13 protein-coding genes are annotated in these 14,296 nt (G+C 65.1%); 8 read left to right on the top strand and 5 right to left on the bottom strand.

The window, feature by feature from the left end:
• Window positions 1–19: 19 nt before the first annotated feature.
• Entirely contained in the window at window positions 20–1,450 is a 1,431-nt protein-coding gene (locus tag KK137_RS11185) for an NAD-dependent succinate-semialdehyde dehydrogenase (protein ID WP_214536504.1), read from the bottom strand.
• Between the two features lie 293 nt (window positions 1,451–1,743).
• Window positions 1,744–3,168, bottom strand: a complete 1,425-nt coding sequence (locus tag KK137_RS11180; RefSeq protein WP_214536503.1) for an MFS transporter — start codon at window positions 3,166–3,168, stop codon at window positions 1,744–1,746.
• 150 nt (window positions 3,169–3,318) lie between these two features.
• On the opposite strand from KK137_RS11180, the gene KK137_RS11175 reads away from it, so the two are divergent.
• The 7 genes from KK137_RS11175 to KK137_RS11145 all read left to right on the top strand — a co-directional run bounded on the left by KK137_RS11175 (window position 3,319) and on the right by KK137_RS11145 (window position 9,404).
• On the top strand, window positions 3,319–3,828 hold the full coding sequence (locus KK137_RS11175; RefSeq protein WP_214536502.1) for a nuclear transport factor 2 family protein: 510 nt from the start codon (window positions 3,319–3,321) through the stop codon (window positions 3,826–3,828).
• A 94-nt stretch (window positions 3,829–3,922) separates the two neighbouring features.
• A complete protein-coding gene (locus tag KK137_RS11170; protein ID WP_214536501.1) occupies window positions 3,923–4,411 on the top strand; it encodes a nuclear transport factor 2 family protein in 489 nt (162 codons plus the stop codon).
• Between the two features lie 42 nt (window positions 4,412–4,453).
• A complete protein-coding gene (locus KK137_RS11165) occupies window positions 4,454–5,371 on the top strand; it encodes an SDR family oxidoreductase (RefSeq protein WP_214536500.1) in 918 nt (305 codons plus the stop codon).
• 147 nt (window positions 5,372–5,518) lie between these two features.
• A complete protein-coding gene (locus tag KK137_RS11160) occupies window positions 5,519–5,905 on the top strand; it encodes a hypothetical protein (protein WP_250893828.1) in 387 nt (128 codons plus the stop codon).
• Between the two features lie 35 nt (window positions 5,906–5,940).
• The gene (locus KK137_RS11155) at window positions 5,941–6,612 is read left to right on the top strand and encodes a glutathione S-transferase family protein (RefSeq protein WP_214536499.1); all 672 of its coding nucleotides are present in this window, start codon (window positions 5,941–5,943) and stop codon (window positions 6,610–6,612) included.
• Window positions 6,613–6,732: 120 nt separating this feature from the next.
• On the top strand, window positions 6,733–7,134 hold the full coding sequence (gene msrB, locus KK137_RS11150; RefSeq protein ID WP_214536498.1) for a peptide-methionine (R)-S-oxide reductase MsrB: 402 nt from the start codon (window positions 6,733–6,735) through the stop codon (window positions 7,132–7,134).
• A 101-nt stretch (window positions 7,135–7,235) separates the two neighbouring features.
• Window positions 7,236–9,404, top strand: coding sequence for a transglycosylase domain-containing protein (locus tag KK137_RS11145; protein WP_214536497.1), 2,169 nt, complete (start codon window positions 7,236–7,238; stop codon window positions 9,402–9,404).
• A 137-nt stretch (window positions 9,405–9,541) separates the two neighbouring features.
• Here the strand turns inward: KK137_RS11145 and KK137_RS11140 are convergent, their stop codons facing one another.
• From KK137_RS11140 to hflK, 3 genes are all read right to left on the bottom strand, one after another.
• Window positions 9,542–11,065 (bottom strand): Do family serine endopeptidase, encoded by a 1,524-nt coding sequence (locus KK137_RS11140; protein ID WP_214537482.1) that lies wholly within the window; start codon window positions 11,063–11,065, stop codon window positions 9,542–9,544.
• Window positions 11,066–11,188: 123 nt separating this feature from the next.
• The gene (gene hflC, locus KK137_RS11135; RefSeq protein ID WP_214536496.1) at window positions 11,189–12,037 is read right to left on the bottom strand and encodes a protease modulator HflC; all 849 of its coding nucleotides are present in this window, start codon (window positions 12,035–12,037) and stop codon (window positions 11,189–11,191) included.
• A 6-nt stretch (window positions 12,038–12,043) separates the two neighbouring features.
• Window positions 12,044–13,207, bottom strand: coding sequence for an FtsH protease activity modulator HflK (gene hflK / locus KK137_RS11130; protein WP_214536495.1), 1,164 nt, complete (start codon window positions 13,205–13,207; stop codon window positions 12,044–12,046).
• A 112-nt stretch (window positions 13,208–13,319) separates the two neighbouring features.
• Between hflK and KK137_RS11125 the strand changes: the two genes are divergently transcribed.
• The gene (locus KK137_RS11125; RefSeq protein WP_214536494.1) at window positions 13,320–14,282 is read left to right on the top strand and encodes an Mrp/NBP35 family ATP-binding protein; all 963 of its coding nucleotides are present in this window, start codon (window positions 13,320–13,322) and stop codon (window positions 14,280–14,282) included.
• Window positions 14,283–14,296 lie beyond the last annotated feature (14 nt).

Genomic DNA, 14,296 nt, shown 5'->3' with positions numbered 1-14,296 from the left:
TCCTATCCTCCCGCGGCGATTACCCCTCGTGCACGGCCTTCAGCACCATGCAGGCGAGCACGCCTTCGGGGCCGTCCTCGCTGCCGTGGCCCGACCACTTCACCCCGCCGAACGGAGCGTCGGCGCCGCCGATCATGTGGCTGTTGATGCCGATCATGCCGGACTCGAGCTCGGCCGCGAGGCGGCGCTGGCGGCGGTAGTCGCCGGTCCAGGCATAAGCCGCGAGGCCGTAGGGCAGGCGGTTGGCCTCGGCGATCATCTCTTCCTCGCCCTTGAACGGGTTGATCAGGGCGACCGGGCCGAACGGCTCTTCATTCATGATGTCGGCGTCGAGCGGAATCTCGGACAGCACCGACGGGGCGTAGAAGTAGCCCTGGTTGCCGAGGCGTTCACCACCGGTATGAAGCGTGGCGCCCTTGTCGCGCGCGTTGCCGATCAGGCGGTCCATCGCTTCGGGCCGGCGCGGGTTGGCCATCGGGCCCATCTGCGTCCCTTCGACCAGGCCGTCACCGACCTTCACCTTCTTGGCCCGCTCGACGAAGCCGTCGCGGAACTTCTCGAACACGTTCTCTTCGACGATGAAGCGGGTCGGCGAAACGCAGACCTGCCCGGCGTTGCGGTACTTGCCACCGACTGCGGTATCGAGCGCCTTGTCGATATCGGAGTCGCCGAATACCAGCACCGGGCCGTGGCCGCCGAGCTCCATCGTGGTGCGCTTCATGTCATCGGCCGCGAGCTTGGCGAGGTGCTTGCCGACGACCGTCGAACCGGTGAAGCTGAGCTTGCGGATGACCGGGCTGCCGAGCAAGTGGCGGCTGACCTCGTCGGGAATGCCGAACACGGCCTGCGCCACTTCCTTGGGCAGGCCGGCGTCGAGCAAGCACTGCAGCACGCCGAGCGCCGAGGCGGGGGTCTCTTCCGCCGCCTTCATGATCACCGAACAACCCGCCGCGATCGGCGCGCCGAGCTTGCGGCCGGGATTGCCGAGGGGGAAGTTCCACGGCGCGAAGGCCGCGACCGGGCCGACCGGCTCGTGCCGCACGGTCGAGCGGGTGCCTTCGGGACGGACCAGCTCGCGCCCGTAAATGCGGAAGCACTCGCCGGCATAGAAATTGAACAGGCCGACGTTCATCATCACTTCGATGCGGCTTTCGGCAAGCGGCTTTCCCTGCTCCATCGTGGCGACGCGGGCGAGCTGTTCCTGGCGCTCGGCCATCAGGCGGGCGGCGCCGGAGAGAACCGCGGCGCGTTCCTGCGGGCTCGACTTGCGCCAGATCTTGAAGCCCTTCGCCGCGACTTCGAGCGCGCGGTCGAGATCGCCGGCTTCGGCCAGCGGCAGCGCGCCGATCGCTTCACCGGTGACGGGGTTGACCACGTCGAACGTGCGCCGGCCGCCGCCGGACACCTTCTCGCCATCGATGATCATGTGCAGGGCGGGATAGTCGGCCAAGGCGGGGGCTCCTTCATGGATGGGAGAGCCGCACCGGCAAGGTTCCGCGTGGACCGCGGCACCCTTTCGGCAAGACAGACGACTCTCCCGGTTCGTATGTGTTGCTTACGATTGCGGCGGCGCCAGCGCCAAGTCAACTCGAATGGCGCAGCCTCCAAGGCCGAGCGTCAGTCTCTCCACTCCCGCTTGCGGGAGGGGCCGCGGGTGGGCCCGTATCGGACAAGCGCTGGGGTACCATTCACACACCCACCCCTAACCCCTCCTGCAAGCGGGAGGGGACTTTGCCGCGACCTCTACAGACCCAGCGCCTCGAGCCGCTCCACTTCCTCGCGATAGGGCTTGATGCCGCGCCACATGAAGACCGTGGCGGTGGGCAGGAAGATGATCGCGGTGATCAGGATCGCCTTCCAGATCTGCTGCTCGTCCCCGACCACGAAGGTGCTGACGAAACCGATCACCGCCGGGCCCATCGCGCCGAAAAAGGTGAACATGAACAGGTAGAGCGCGGTCACCTGTCCGCGCATCTCGTTGGGGGCGATGCGCTGGATCGCGGCGTTCTGCGCCGGGGCTCCGGCGAGGCCGAAGAACAGGCCCAGCGCCATGCAGATGATCGCCAGCTCGCCTGTCGGCATCAGCGGCATGGCGATGGTGACGATGGTGGTGCAGGTGAAGATGATCGCGGTCGCGCGGATGTTGGCGTCCTTGTAGCGCTTGCCGAGCCAGGTGACGAACGCGCCGCCAGCGGTAATCCCGGCCAGCATCGAGACCAGCAGCAGCGTGCCGAGCAAGTCGCCGAGCCGGGCTTCATCCCAGCCTTCGTAGGTGCGCAGGATGAATGGCGCACGGAATTGCGGCAGGCCCTGGCTCTCGGTCGCGGACATCGCCAGCGCGACGAACAGCGGCAGGAACACGTACTTGCGCTGCCAGATCGCAATCGCCGCATCGAGGCCCATGAAGGCGAGGAACTTGCGCCAGGCCGGGGCGGAAGGCGGAACCAGCTGCCGCGCCGCGGGAGGGCTGCGGCGCGGTGGTTCCCTGACCGTCAGCCAGAGCAGGCCCGCGAGCAGGCCCGGGGCGCCGACCATGATCAGCACCAGCTGCCAGCTGAAGATCTCCAGGCCGAGGAAGCTGATCGTCTCCCCCAGCGTATCGGTCCAGCGGATCAACCGTCCGCCGAGGATGTTCCCAAGCGAACTGCCCAGTATGTAACCGAGCTGGAGCAGCGCGAAGACCAGTGGGATGCGCAGCGGTTTGAAGTAGTCGACCAGGATCGAGTATGAGCCCGGTCCGTTGGCGGACGAACTCGCTCCGACGAACAACCGGGTAGAGACCAGTTGCCACAGGTTCTGCGCCAGACCGCCCAGCGCCATGATCGTGCCGAGCGCCGCGATCCCGGCGGAGAGCACGAACTTGCGCGGGAAGATATCGACCAGGCGGGCGAGCGGGATGCCGACGATCACATAGGCCACCACCGTCACGGGCCCCAGCAGCAGGCCGAGCGTGAAGTCGGAGATGCCGAAGCTGATCTTCATCTTCTCCGCCAGCAGTCCGAAGGTGGTCTGGTCGAGGAAGGTGATGAAGGTGGCGAAGACCACAGCGAAGAGCGCGTAGAACCCGGCCTTCTCGCTCGGCCAGGGTTGCGTGGCAGCGGTGGGGCCCGTTTCGACGCTGACTGCGTCGGGTCCAATTGGGCCGGGCCCGGTTGGCGCGATTGCCATGGTGCTCTCCCTGGGCGGCCCCGGTTGGCCGGGGTCTCGTCGCAATTTTCCTTGCCGAGTTTTCTAGGTGGTGAATAGGAAAAGGCGAACGGAAATTTGTCGCATCGCGTCGCGCGTCGTCGCAACCCGTCGAGTGGAGAGGTTAACAGTATGAGTTCACAGGATTATTCGGACAGCTACGCACGCGATCGCGCCGAGATCGAGGACCTGATGGCGCGCTATCTCTTCGCGCTCGACTACAACGATCTCGACAGCTTCATCGAGATGTTCACAGACGATGCGGAATTCGAGTTCGCTCGCGGCCGGGTCGCCGGAAAGGCCAACATCCTTGAGACGGTGAAGGGCTTCAAGAAGCGCATTGGCGAACACTACAAGGACGAAGACGGCAACCCGGCCGTCCTGCGCCACGTACTCGCGCATACCGCCGTTCGCGTCGAAGGTGACCGGGCCTGGACCCGAGCCCAGTGGTTCGAGATGGCCAATGACGGGCCGGGCAAGAGCCTGAAGATGGGCACCTTTGGAATCTACGAGGACAAGCTTGCCCGCGTCGGCGGCCGCTGGCTGTTCACCGAACGCCGCATCCTCAACGAATTCCTTCCCGGTCGCGAGAGCGGTCCCGAGAACCCGATCCGCTCGATGGACGCGGTGGCTGCGCTGTGATCGGTCCTTCGACAGGCTCAGGACGAACGGGCATTTTGATCCATTCCTCTCAGGCCGGATTGATCCGCTCATTGCTAAGCGAAGTCCGTTCGTGGTGAGCCTGTCGAACCACGCTCGGGACCGGGCCGAGATAGCGGACCTCATGGCCCGCTATCTCTTCGCCATGGATTACCATGACGCCGATGCCTACGCCGAATGCTTCACGGTGGACGGCGTGCTCGATTACGCGATGGGCACGCTCGAAGGCCGGGAGGCGATCCGGGCCGAGGCGATGATCTTCCGCGACAAGATTGCGGAGGTGTTCAAGGACTGGCAAGGCAGGCCGGCCAAGCTGCGCCATCTGGTCCACCAGAAAGCCATCCGCATAGAGGGCGACCAGGCCTGGAACACCGGGCTGTGGTGGGAAATGACCAACGGCGGCCCCGAAGGCCGTCCGGCGACTCCCTCGTTCGGGACCTATGAGGACGAGCTCGTCCGCGTCGAAGGGCGCTGGCTGTTCAAGCGACGCAAGATCTACAACGAGTTCCTGGCAGGTCGCGAGTCCGGTTCGGTTAATCCCGTGCTGGCGATGGAGAATAAGTAATCCCCCTTGCGCAAGCGGGAGGGGAGACAAAGGGAGAGTGATGTGATCGAATTCGCCGGCCGCACGGCCTTCGTTACCGGGGGCGCCAATGGCGTTGGCATCGGCATCGTCCGCAATCTGCTCAACGCGGGCGCCAAAGTCGCCATCGCCGATATCCGGCAGGACTCGATCGACGCCGCGCTGGCCACGCTCGACAATCGCGAGGTCATGGGCGTCCAGCTCAACGTGATGGACCGCGAAGGGTTCAGGGCGGCTGCCGACAAGGTCGAGGCCGAGTTCGGCCCGGTCAGCCTTCTGTTCAACAACGCCGGGATCAACCTCTTCCAGACGATCGAGGATTCCTCGTTCGACGATTGGGACTGGGTGCTCGGAGTCAACCTGCAGGGCGTGATCAACGGTATCGGGACCTTCGCGCCGCGCATGAAGGCGCGGGCGCTGTCGGGCGAGGTCAAGGGCGGGCACATCACCAACACCGCCAGCATGGCCAGCTTCATCGCCGGTGGCGCGCCGGGCATCTACAACACCGCCAAGTTCGCGGTGCGCGGTCTCAGCTATTCGCTGCGTCATTCGATGTACCAGTACGGCATCGGTGTCTCGGTCGTGCATCCGGGACTGGTGAAGAGCTACATCTACGCCAGCGACGACGTGCGGCCCGACGCGCTCAAGGGCGCGATGAAGACAGTGGACGCCGCGGCGGTGGAGCGGCTGGCGGGTATCCACGAGTTCGGCATGGAGCCTGACGTTATCGGCGCGCGCATCCTCGAGGGCGTGCAGGAGAACCGGGCTAACATCTTCACCCATCCCGATCACAAGGAAGAACTGCGAGAGCTGTTCGATGAAATCCTGGAGGACTACCGAGAGTACCCCCAGGATGCCGGGTACGAGCAGCGCGTGGCGTTCGAGAAAATCCGGCGGGACAACTTCGCCGAGACGCGGCGCAAGGCGAACGAGGTTGGTTGAGCTTCTCCCCTCCCGCTTGCGGGAGGGGCCGGGGGTGGGCCAGTCCAACCGAGCGCTACACTCGCACACTCCCACCCCCTAACCCCTCCGGCAAGCGGGAGGGGGACAGAGACAACCGTTCAGGTAGCGGATGCTAGAGCGCGCTCGATGAAACCGTTTCTCCCCATCCTCACCCTCGGCCTCCTCGCCGCCCCGGCCGCCGCCCAGCAACCACCGCGCCCCGCGCTGACGCTCGAACAGCAGATGATGGTCCGCTGCTCGGCGGTGTTCGCGATCGTCGCTGGCGACCAGGCCCGTAGCGTGCCCTCGGCCCGCGCTTATCCGCCAATGGCCGCGCGCGGGAAGGAGTTCTTCGTCCGCTCGAACGCCCGCCTGATGGACGAGCTGCGTCTGTCCCGCGAGCAAGTGCAGGAGCTGATGAGCAATGAGGTCAAGGCGCTCCAGGTTCGCTCCAAGGAGGCGGGAAATCCGGCAGCCTACCTCGACAGCGTCATGAAGCCCTGCCTTTCCGCATTGGACGCGTCCGGGCTGTAGACGAAAGCGGCCGCTTGCGGCATGGCTTTGGGTCAATGTGGCAGCTCTACTATTTCCCCCTATGTCCGTTCAGTCGCAAGGTCCGGCTCGCGCTTAGCGAGAAGGGTGTCGGCTTCGATTTGCGGCGCGAGACGCCGTGGGACGCGAGCGATGCGTTCTATTCCTACAACCCCGCCGGCCGCACGCCGGTGATGCGGCTGGAGGAAAAGAACATCACGCTGATCGATAGCCAGGCGATCTGCGAGTACTTCGAAGAGACGGTGGACAAGAGCCCGCTGATCCTGGGCACCGCGATCGGCCGGGCAGAGATCCGGCGGCTTACCTCGCTGTTCGACGAAAGCTTCTTTGCCGACGTCACCCACCCGCTGCTGCACGAGAAGATGAAGAAGCGCGTGGTCCTGCGCCAGCCGCCGGACTCGAAGGCCCTGCGCAGCGCGATGCGGCTGGCGCATGACCACCTCGACTATATCGACTGGCTGACCGACAATCGCCGCTGGCTCGCTGGGGCGCAGCTGAGCCTGGCGGACTTTGCGGCGGCGGCGCAGATCTCGGTAGCGGACTACCTCGGCGGGATCGACTGGACCGGGCACGAGGGCGCCCATAGCTGGTACCGCGTGATGAAGAGCCGGCCGAGCTTTCGCCCGCTGCTGAGCGAGAAGATGGAGGGCATCCCCCCGCCCAGCCACTACGCGGACGTCAACGCCTGAACGGCAGCTCTGGTGCTTTGTCATGGCCAGGCTGAACCGCCCGTCGCCCCTGCCGATGGCGCCACCGCTTGCTTTTTTCGGCCCTGACCGATCCCCATATGGCGGGCAAAGGAGATCCGCATGACCGAGAAGTTGAAGCTGTCAGACGCCGAGTGGCGCGAACGCCTGACTCCCGAGCAATACCAGATCCTGCGCCAGGGAGGAACGGAGCGGGCCTTCACCGGCAAGTACGAGAAGAACAAGGCCGCCGGCGATTACGTCTGTGCCGGTTGCGGACAGCCGCTGTTCGAAAGCGACGACAAGTACGACAGCGGCTCCGGCTGGCCGAGCTTCACTCGCCCGGCGACCGACGGTGCCGTGGAAGAGCATCGTGACATGTCGCACGGCATGGTTCGCACCGAAGTGCTTTGCTCCAACTGCGAAGGGCATCTCGGCCACGTCTTTCCCGACGGTCCGGGCCAGAATGGCCTGCGCTATTGCATCAACAGCGCCTCGCTCGACTTCAAGCCGGAGGATAACTAGCTCGAACCTCCATAGCGCGCGTTAACGCTGCGTTCCGATTGCCCTATGCATCGGCGCGATATCGGAGGGCGTGGCGCCCGGCCGCAGGACGAATTTGACCAATGTTGCAGCAAAGGCGGGGCTCAAGGACTGCCAATCGTAGGAAGTCGGCCCCGCCGCCGACATCGCGCTGGCGCGTCTGGCTGAGACGCGCGTTGGTGTGGGGCGCGGCGTTGTTCGCGCTTCTCCTGGTGGCGCTTGGCACGGCGGTATTTTTCGCCGCGCGCAGCATGCCGGACTACTCGACCCTGATGAATAGCCAGGCGGGCCAGACGATCGTCGTCCGCGCGCGCGATGGTACCGAGATCGTCGCCATGGGCCCGAGCTACGGCGAATGGCTGTCGTCCGACGAAATTCCGCAGGTGATGAAAGACGCGATGGTCGCCGTTGAAGACCGCCGCTTCTACTCGCACATCGGGATCGACCCGATCGGCCTCACCCGCGCACTCCTTGTTGCGCTTCGCGATGACTCCTCGGTCCGCGCGACTTCGACCATCACCCAGCAGCTGGCGCGCAACGTCTTTCTCAATTCCAATCGCACGGTAGACCGCAAACTGCGCGAAGCCGTGCTGGCTCTCGCTCTCGAGGCGAAGTTCAGCAAGGAGCAGATCCTCGAGCTCTATCTGAACAAGGTCTATTTCGGCGGTGGCGCGTATGGCGTCGATTCCGCCAGCCGGAAGTTCTTCAGCCACTCCGCGCGCGAGTTGTCGACAGCAGAGGCGGCGATCATCGCGGGGCTGGTCAAGGCGCCGAGCCATTATTCGCCGACCGCCGATGTCGAAGCCGCCGTGGGGCGCGCCAACGTGGTGCTCGAACAGATGCGCAAGTACGGCGCCATCGGTGCGGCAGAGGCCGACGCGGTCGACATTTCGGCGGTCAAGCTGCGCCAGGACGAAAGCCAGAACTCGGCGCGCTACTTCACCGACTACGTTCTGCCGCAGCTTGACATACTGTTGCCCGATACCGGCAACCAGCCGATCGAGGTCTGGACCACGCTTGACGTCGGGATGCAACGGGCGGCAGCCGCGGCGCTCAAGGGCAACACGCCCGGCAGCGCCCAGGGCGCGCTGGTCAGCCTCGACCGGGACGGGGCGATCCTCGCGCTCGTCGGCGGCACCGACTACGTGAAGTCCAACTACAACCGCGCGACCGAAGCCTTGCGCCAGCCGGGTTCGGCCTGGAAGCTGTTTGTCTATCTCAGCGCCTTGGAGTCCGGCTATACTCCCGACGATCGGGTAGTGGACGAGCCGGTCACGATCAAAGGCTGGTCACCACGCAATTCGAACGGCTCCTATGCCGGAGAGATCGATGTCCGCACGGCGTTCGCGTATTCCAAGAACACCGTTGCGGCGCAACTTGGCAACGAAGTGGGCTTTTCCAACGTGGCGTCGATGGCGCGGCGGTTCGGAATCACCACTCCGATTGCGACCAATCCTTCGATGGTCCTCGGCACGTCCGAAGTGCGCGTGATCGACCTGACGCGCGCCTTTGCCGCCGTTTCGGCAGGGGGACGCTCGATCGAACCCTACGGGATCACCAAGGTCGTCAGCGCCAATGGCGATACGCTTTACGATCACGAGGCCATACGCAGCAACCAGCTGGTGCCGGACTACGTGGCCGCGGGGATCACCGATCTGTTGCAGACCGCGGTCAACACCGGGACGGGCCGGGCGGCGCAGATCGGGCGGCCCGTGGCGGGCAAGACCGGCACGACCAGCTCCAACAAGGACGGTTGGTTCGTGGGCTTTTCGAGCGGCATCACGACGGGCGTGTGGATGGGACGCGATGACGCGAAGGCGGTCCCCGGCCTCCAGGGCGGCACGGCTCCGGCGCGGGCCTTTGCGGCTTACATGCGCTACGCGGTCAAGGACCGGCCCGAGGAGAAGTTCCAGACCGAAGTCCAGCTGCCCGATTGGCAGCTCGAGCCGGACGAGGAATGGATGCTCGGCAATCCGGAAGACCAATATTACTACGTCGACGAGCAGGGCAACCTGATCGAGCCCCAGGGCGCGGAGGAACCCCGTGGCCTCCCGTTCCCCATTGAAGGGGATGAAGAACCGCGCCCTGGCGAGCCAGGCCGTCGCCCCGACCCCCGCATGGCGCCTCCACCGCCTCCTGGAAGGGCGCCGCCGGCAGCGGCGAGCGACGACTTCCTGGATCGGGCCACCGGACGGCCCTCGGGTGGGGCGCTGCCCCGGGTCCAACGCGGGAATGCGCCCGAGGGCCAGTAGCCTTCAGCGTTGGTCCGCTCCCATTTGCGGGAGGGGTTATGAGGGGAGAGTGCCGGGGAGGCGCTGCGCCTCTGGCCTGACAGGCCCGCGCCCCAACCCCTCCTTGCTTTCGGGAGGGGAGGGGCGGAGCCTCGTTATCAGCGGAGCCTTACGGGGACCGAGACTTCCGGCGCGCCGCGGACACGGACGCGCAGCAGGATAGCCTTGCGACCTTCGGCCTTGGCGCCGCGAACGACCTCTTCGAGCTCTTGAGCCGAAGTGATGTCGCGGTTGTTGGCGCCGAGGATCACGGTTCCGCGGTTGATGCCCTTGAGCCCCGCGTCCGAATTGGGATCGACGTCACTTACCACAACGCCGGTGGTACCGCTCGGCAAGCCGAGCTGGCCGGCGATCTGGGGAGACAGCGGGATAACCTGCAGGCCCAGCGATTCCTGGATCAGCCCACCGGCCTCCGGCTTCGACCCGTAGGGGTTCTGCTCGTCGGGATTGAAGACCTGCGCAGCGAGTTCGTCCTCACTCGGGCGGCGTCCGACCGTAACCGGAAGGGTCTGATGCTGGCCGTTGCGGATGATCTCGACGTTGATCCGCTTGCCCGGCTCGATGTTGGAGACGATGAAGGACAGCGTGGTGTCGCGGGTTACCGGCTTGCCATCGACCGTGACAACCACGTCGCCGACCTTGAGGCCCGCCTGCTCGGCCGCTTCACCAGCCTGGACCGACTGGATGAATTCGCCGCGGTTCTCGGGAAGACCAAGCGAAGCTGCCAGGTCTTCGTTCATCGGCTGGATCCGCACGCCGAGGAAGCCGCGGACGATTTCTTCGCCGGCAATCAGCTTCTGCACGATCGGTTCCGCGGTCTCCGCCGGAATGGCGAAGCCAATGCCGACGCTGCCACCCGTGGTGGAGAAGATCGCGTTGTTAATGCCGATGACATTGCCCTGCATATCGAACAGCGGTCCGCCGGAGTTGCCGCGATTGATGCTGGCGTCGGTCTGGATGAACCTGTCGTAGGCGCCGCCCGCGCCCGTGTTGCGATACACGGCTGAGACGATGCCCGAAGTCACCGTACCGCCAAGTCCGAATGGGTTACCGATCGCAATAACCCAGTCGCCGACTCGCGAGCGGCTGGAATCGCCGAAATGCACGAACGGGAAGGCTTCCGGGCGCGTGATCTTGAGCACCGCCAAGTCGGATGCCTGGTCACTGCCGACCACTTCGGCCGGGTACTCGGTACCGTCGGGCATAGTGACGGTCACTTCTTCGAGTTCGGCCCTGCCGTCCGGCTGGATCACGTGGTTGTTGGTCACCACGTAGCCGTCGGCCGAGATGATGAACCCCGAACCGAGCGATTGCGCCTCACGCGTGGTGGGCTGCTGGGGTTGCTGGCCGCCGCGATTGCCGAACAGGTCGGCGAATGGCGTTCCGGCCAACGGGTTGGAGTCCACCGTGATGCGCTGACGGGTGGAAATGTTGACCACCGCCGGTTGCAGTTGCGCAGTCAGGTCCGCGAAGCTCGCAGGAGCACCGGCACGCGGAACGACAGCATTGATCTGTCGCTCGTCGTTTTGGGCTACCTGAGCGCCGGCGGGCTGTCCGGTGAATAAGGAGATCGCCGCCCCGCCCGCAAGCAGGGCCGTGGTGACACCATAGGAATAACGCACGGGCTTCACGTCCTCTAGATCCTCTTTCTTATACAGGGGCTCGCAAGCCCCGAAAACCGGCAGTCCCACCCGAGGATTCACTCGCGCGAGGCTGAACGCCCATTGAACGGCCGTGAAGCCGTCTTAGTGCCCTCCGCTGCGGAATTGCCGCAAGTAGTCGTTATCAGGCGAAAGAATGATCGAGCTTTCACCTTCGCCGGCTTCGAACGTGCGCCGATAGCTCTCCATCGCGCGATAGAAGTCGTAGAACTGCGGGTCCTTGCCATAGGCCTCGGCATAGATTCGCGCGGCCTGGGCCTCTGCCCCGGCGCGGACGATCTGCGCGTCCCTCTGGCCGCCGGCACGGGTGGTTTCGGCTTCCTGCTTGCGGTCGGTTTCCATACGCCGGAAGGCGGCCTCGAGCGGCGTGCCTTCGGGCAAGTCGGCCCGCTTGATCCGAACGTCGATCACCTGGGCGCCATATTGCCGGGCCTGGGTGTCGAGGGTGTTGCGGATGTTGGTCATGGCCGCGCCGCGTTCTGCGGTGAGCATCGAGGCGAAGGTGCGCCGGCCGAGTTCCTGCCGCAGGACCGACGCGAGAATCGGCTGCAGCTGCGTCGCCACGTTCTCTTCGGTGCCCGCATTCTGGACCATCTTGACCGGATCGACGATCCGGAACCGCGCGTAGGCGTCGACCTGCAGGCGCTGCTGGTCGCTCGAAAGCACTTCCTGCCGCTCCATGTCGATGTCCAGCACGCGCCTGTCGATCATCTGCACGCGTTCGAAGAACGGAATGCGCACGCTGAGGCCGGCGTTCGTCTGACCGAACGGCACGTTGGGGCTATATCGGTTGATCGTCCGGACCGGTTCACCGGTACGGATGACAACCGCCTGCTTCGTTTCCGGCACGATGATCACACTGGAAAAGAACGCGACAACCAGCACGGCGACCGCAATGATCGAGAGCTTATGGGTTTCCCATACGGCTTGCATGGCGCGTTACCTTCCCGCCGGCGGAGTTTCGGCCGGCGGCGTCGCCGCACGGCGGCGCACTTCAGGCAGTGGCAGGTATGGCGTCACGCTGTTCGATTCGACGATCGTCTTGTCGGTCTTGCCCAAAACGCTTTCCATGGTTTCGTAATAGAGCCGCCGCCGCGTCACTTCGGGGGCGAGCTTGTATTCCTCGTAGATCTTGTTGAACGCGGCCGCGTCACCTTGCGCCTTGGCGAGCAACTGCTGCTCGTAAGTGCGGGCCTGGTTCATGGCGGTGTTGGCGTCCTGCTGAGCGGCGGAGACGTCCTTGAACGCCTCGACCACCGCCTCGGGCGGGTCGGTCTTCTGGATTTCGATGCCCTGGACGGCGATGCCCGAACGATAGGAATCGAGGATCTGCTGCATCCGCGCACGGACGCTCTGCTCGATGTCGCCGCGGCCTTGACCCGACAGCACCTTGTCGAGATCGTGTTCGGCCACCGAAGCGCGCATCGCAGCCTCGCCGACTTCGCGCAGGGTTTCTTCCGGCTCCGCCAGCTGGAAGCGGAACTGGCTCAAATCCTTGATGTTCCAGCGGATCAGGTACGAAAGGTCGACCAGGTTCTGGTCACCCGTGAGAATCAGTTTCTCCTCGGGCCCCGAGGGGATGCGCACCGAGCGGATTTCGCTGACGTTTTCGATCGAGACCTGCTGGATCGGCCACGGCAGGGTGAAGTTCAGACCGGGGCTGAGCGTCCGAGAATAACGGCCGAGCGTCGTCACCACGCCTTCTTCGCGCGGGGCGACTTGGTGGACGCTCGTCAGACCGACCCAGAGCAGCGCGACGCCACCGATGATGACCGGGACCCAGCTTCCGCCGCCCGGTCGTTCCGGAATGCGGAAGCCCGGGCCGCCCGGCCCCTTGCTGCGGCGCGGACCCTCTGGGCCGCGTTGCTTGAAGAGGTCTTCGATATTGGCGCCACGCCGTGGGCGGTCTTCCGACCCACCACCCGGCAACCAGGGGTTTCTGGGCCCCTTCGGTGCTTCTTCGGAAGAGGGCGGCGTGTTGCCCTCTTCGCTTCCGGAACCGTCGCCGGGATTATCCTTGTCGCCCTGGGGCTTGCCCCACGGGCTGCGCTTTCCGGCCATGGCCAGTGCGATCCTGTCTATGAACCCACCCAATCTTTCCATCCCACACGTTATAGGGGCCCATTCGGCAAAAAACAGGGGCGAGGCGGGACATTTTCTCTCCACCCGTCACGACGCTTCCATCTCGCCGGGACTGACTCTAACAGGCTGTCGCATGACAAGCGTCGCAGAAATCGAACAGACCATTCCTTCCCACATTGCTCCGCGAGTGCGTTCGGTGCGCTTCGCGGACGGCGTTGCCACCCTCGTCGCCGACGCCACGGGTCTGTCCCGCGCCGCCGCCGCTGGGCTGCAGCAGGAGCTGGAGCAGGCGATCGGTTCGCTCGCAGGCGTGTCTGAGGTCCGCGTGGCCCTGATGGCCGACAAGGTGCAGCGGAGCATTGTCGCGATAGGATCGGGCAAGGGTGGCGTCGGAAAATCGACGCTCACCGCCAATCTCGCCGTTGCTCTGGCGCGAGCCGGGCACAAGGTGGGCGTGGTGGACGCCGATATTTACGGTCCGTCGCAGCCGATGCTGCTCGACGCCGCGAACCAGAAGCCGACCGCCGAAGGCCAGCAACTCATTCCGGTCGAAAGCGAATTCGGCGTCAAGCTGCTGTCGATGGGACAGCTTATCGCTCCGGGCAAGGCGATTGCCTGGCGCGGGCCGATGACGGGTAACGCGCTTGGTCAGCTGATGGATGCGCAGTGGGGCGATGCCGAAGTGCTGCTCGTCGATCTGCCACCGGGCACTGGTGACGTGCAGCTGACGATGCTGCAGAAGTTCAAACCCTCCGGGGCGATCGTGGTCTCGACACCGCAAGACCTGGCCTTGATCGATGCCACCCGCGCGATCGACCTGTTCCGCCAGGCCGACATTCCGATCATCGGCCTCGTCGAGAACATGGCCGGCTATCTCTGCCCGCATTGCGGCCAGCCGAGCGAACCGTTCGGCAGCGGCGGAGCGGAGGCTGCGGCACGGGCGCTGGGCGAAGATTTCCTGGGCCGCATTCCGCTCGCCATGGAGATCCGCGTCGCCAGCGACACCGGGCAACCCCCCGCGGCCAGCGACGGACCGCAGGGCAAGGGCTTCGCCGATATTGCCGCGCGGCTTTCGGATTGGCTGGCGCGTCAGTGAGGGGCGCGCTCTGA

The sequence above is a fragment of the Croceibacterium selenioxidans genome, from assembly GCF_018599195.1.
In the GTDB taxonomy this organism is placed as follows: domain Bacteria; phylum Pseudomonadota; class Alphaproteobacteria; order Sphingomonadales; family Sphingomonadaceae; genus Croceibacterium_A; species Croceibacterium_A selenioxidans.
The sequence above is the reverse complement of the archived record's forward strand: the minus strand, read 5'-3'. Positions and strand labels throughout refer to the sequence as shown.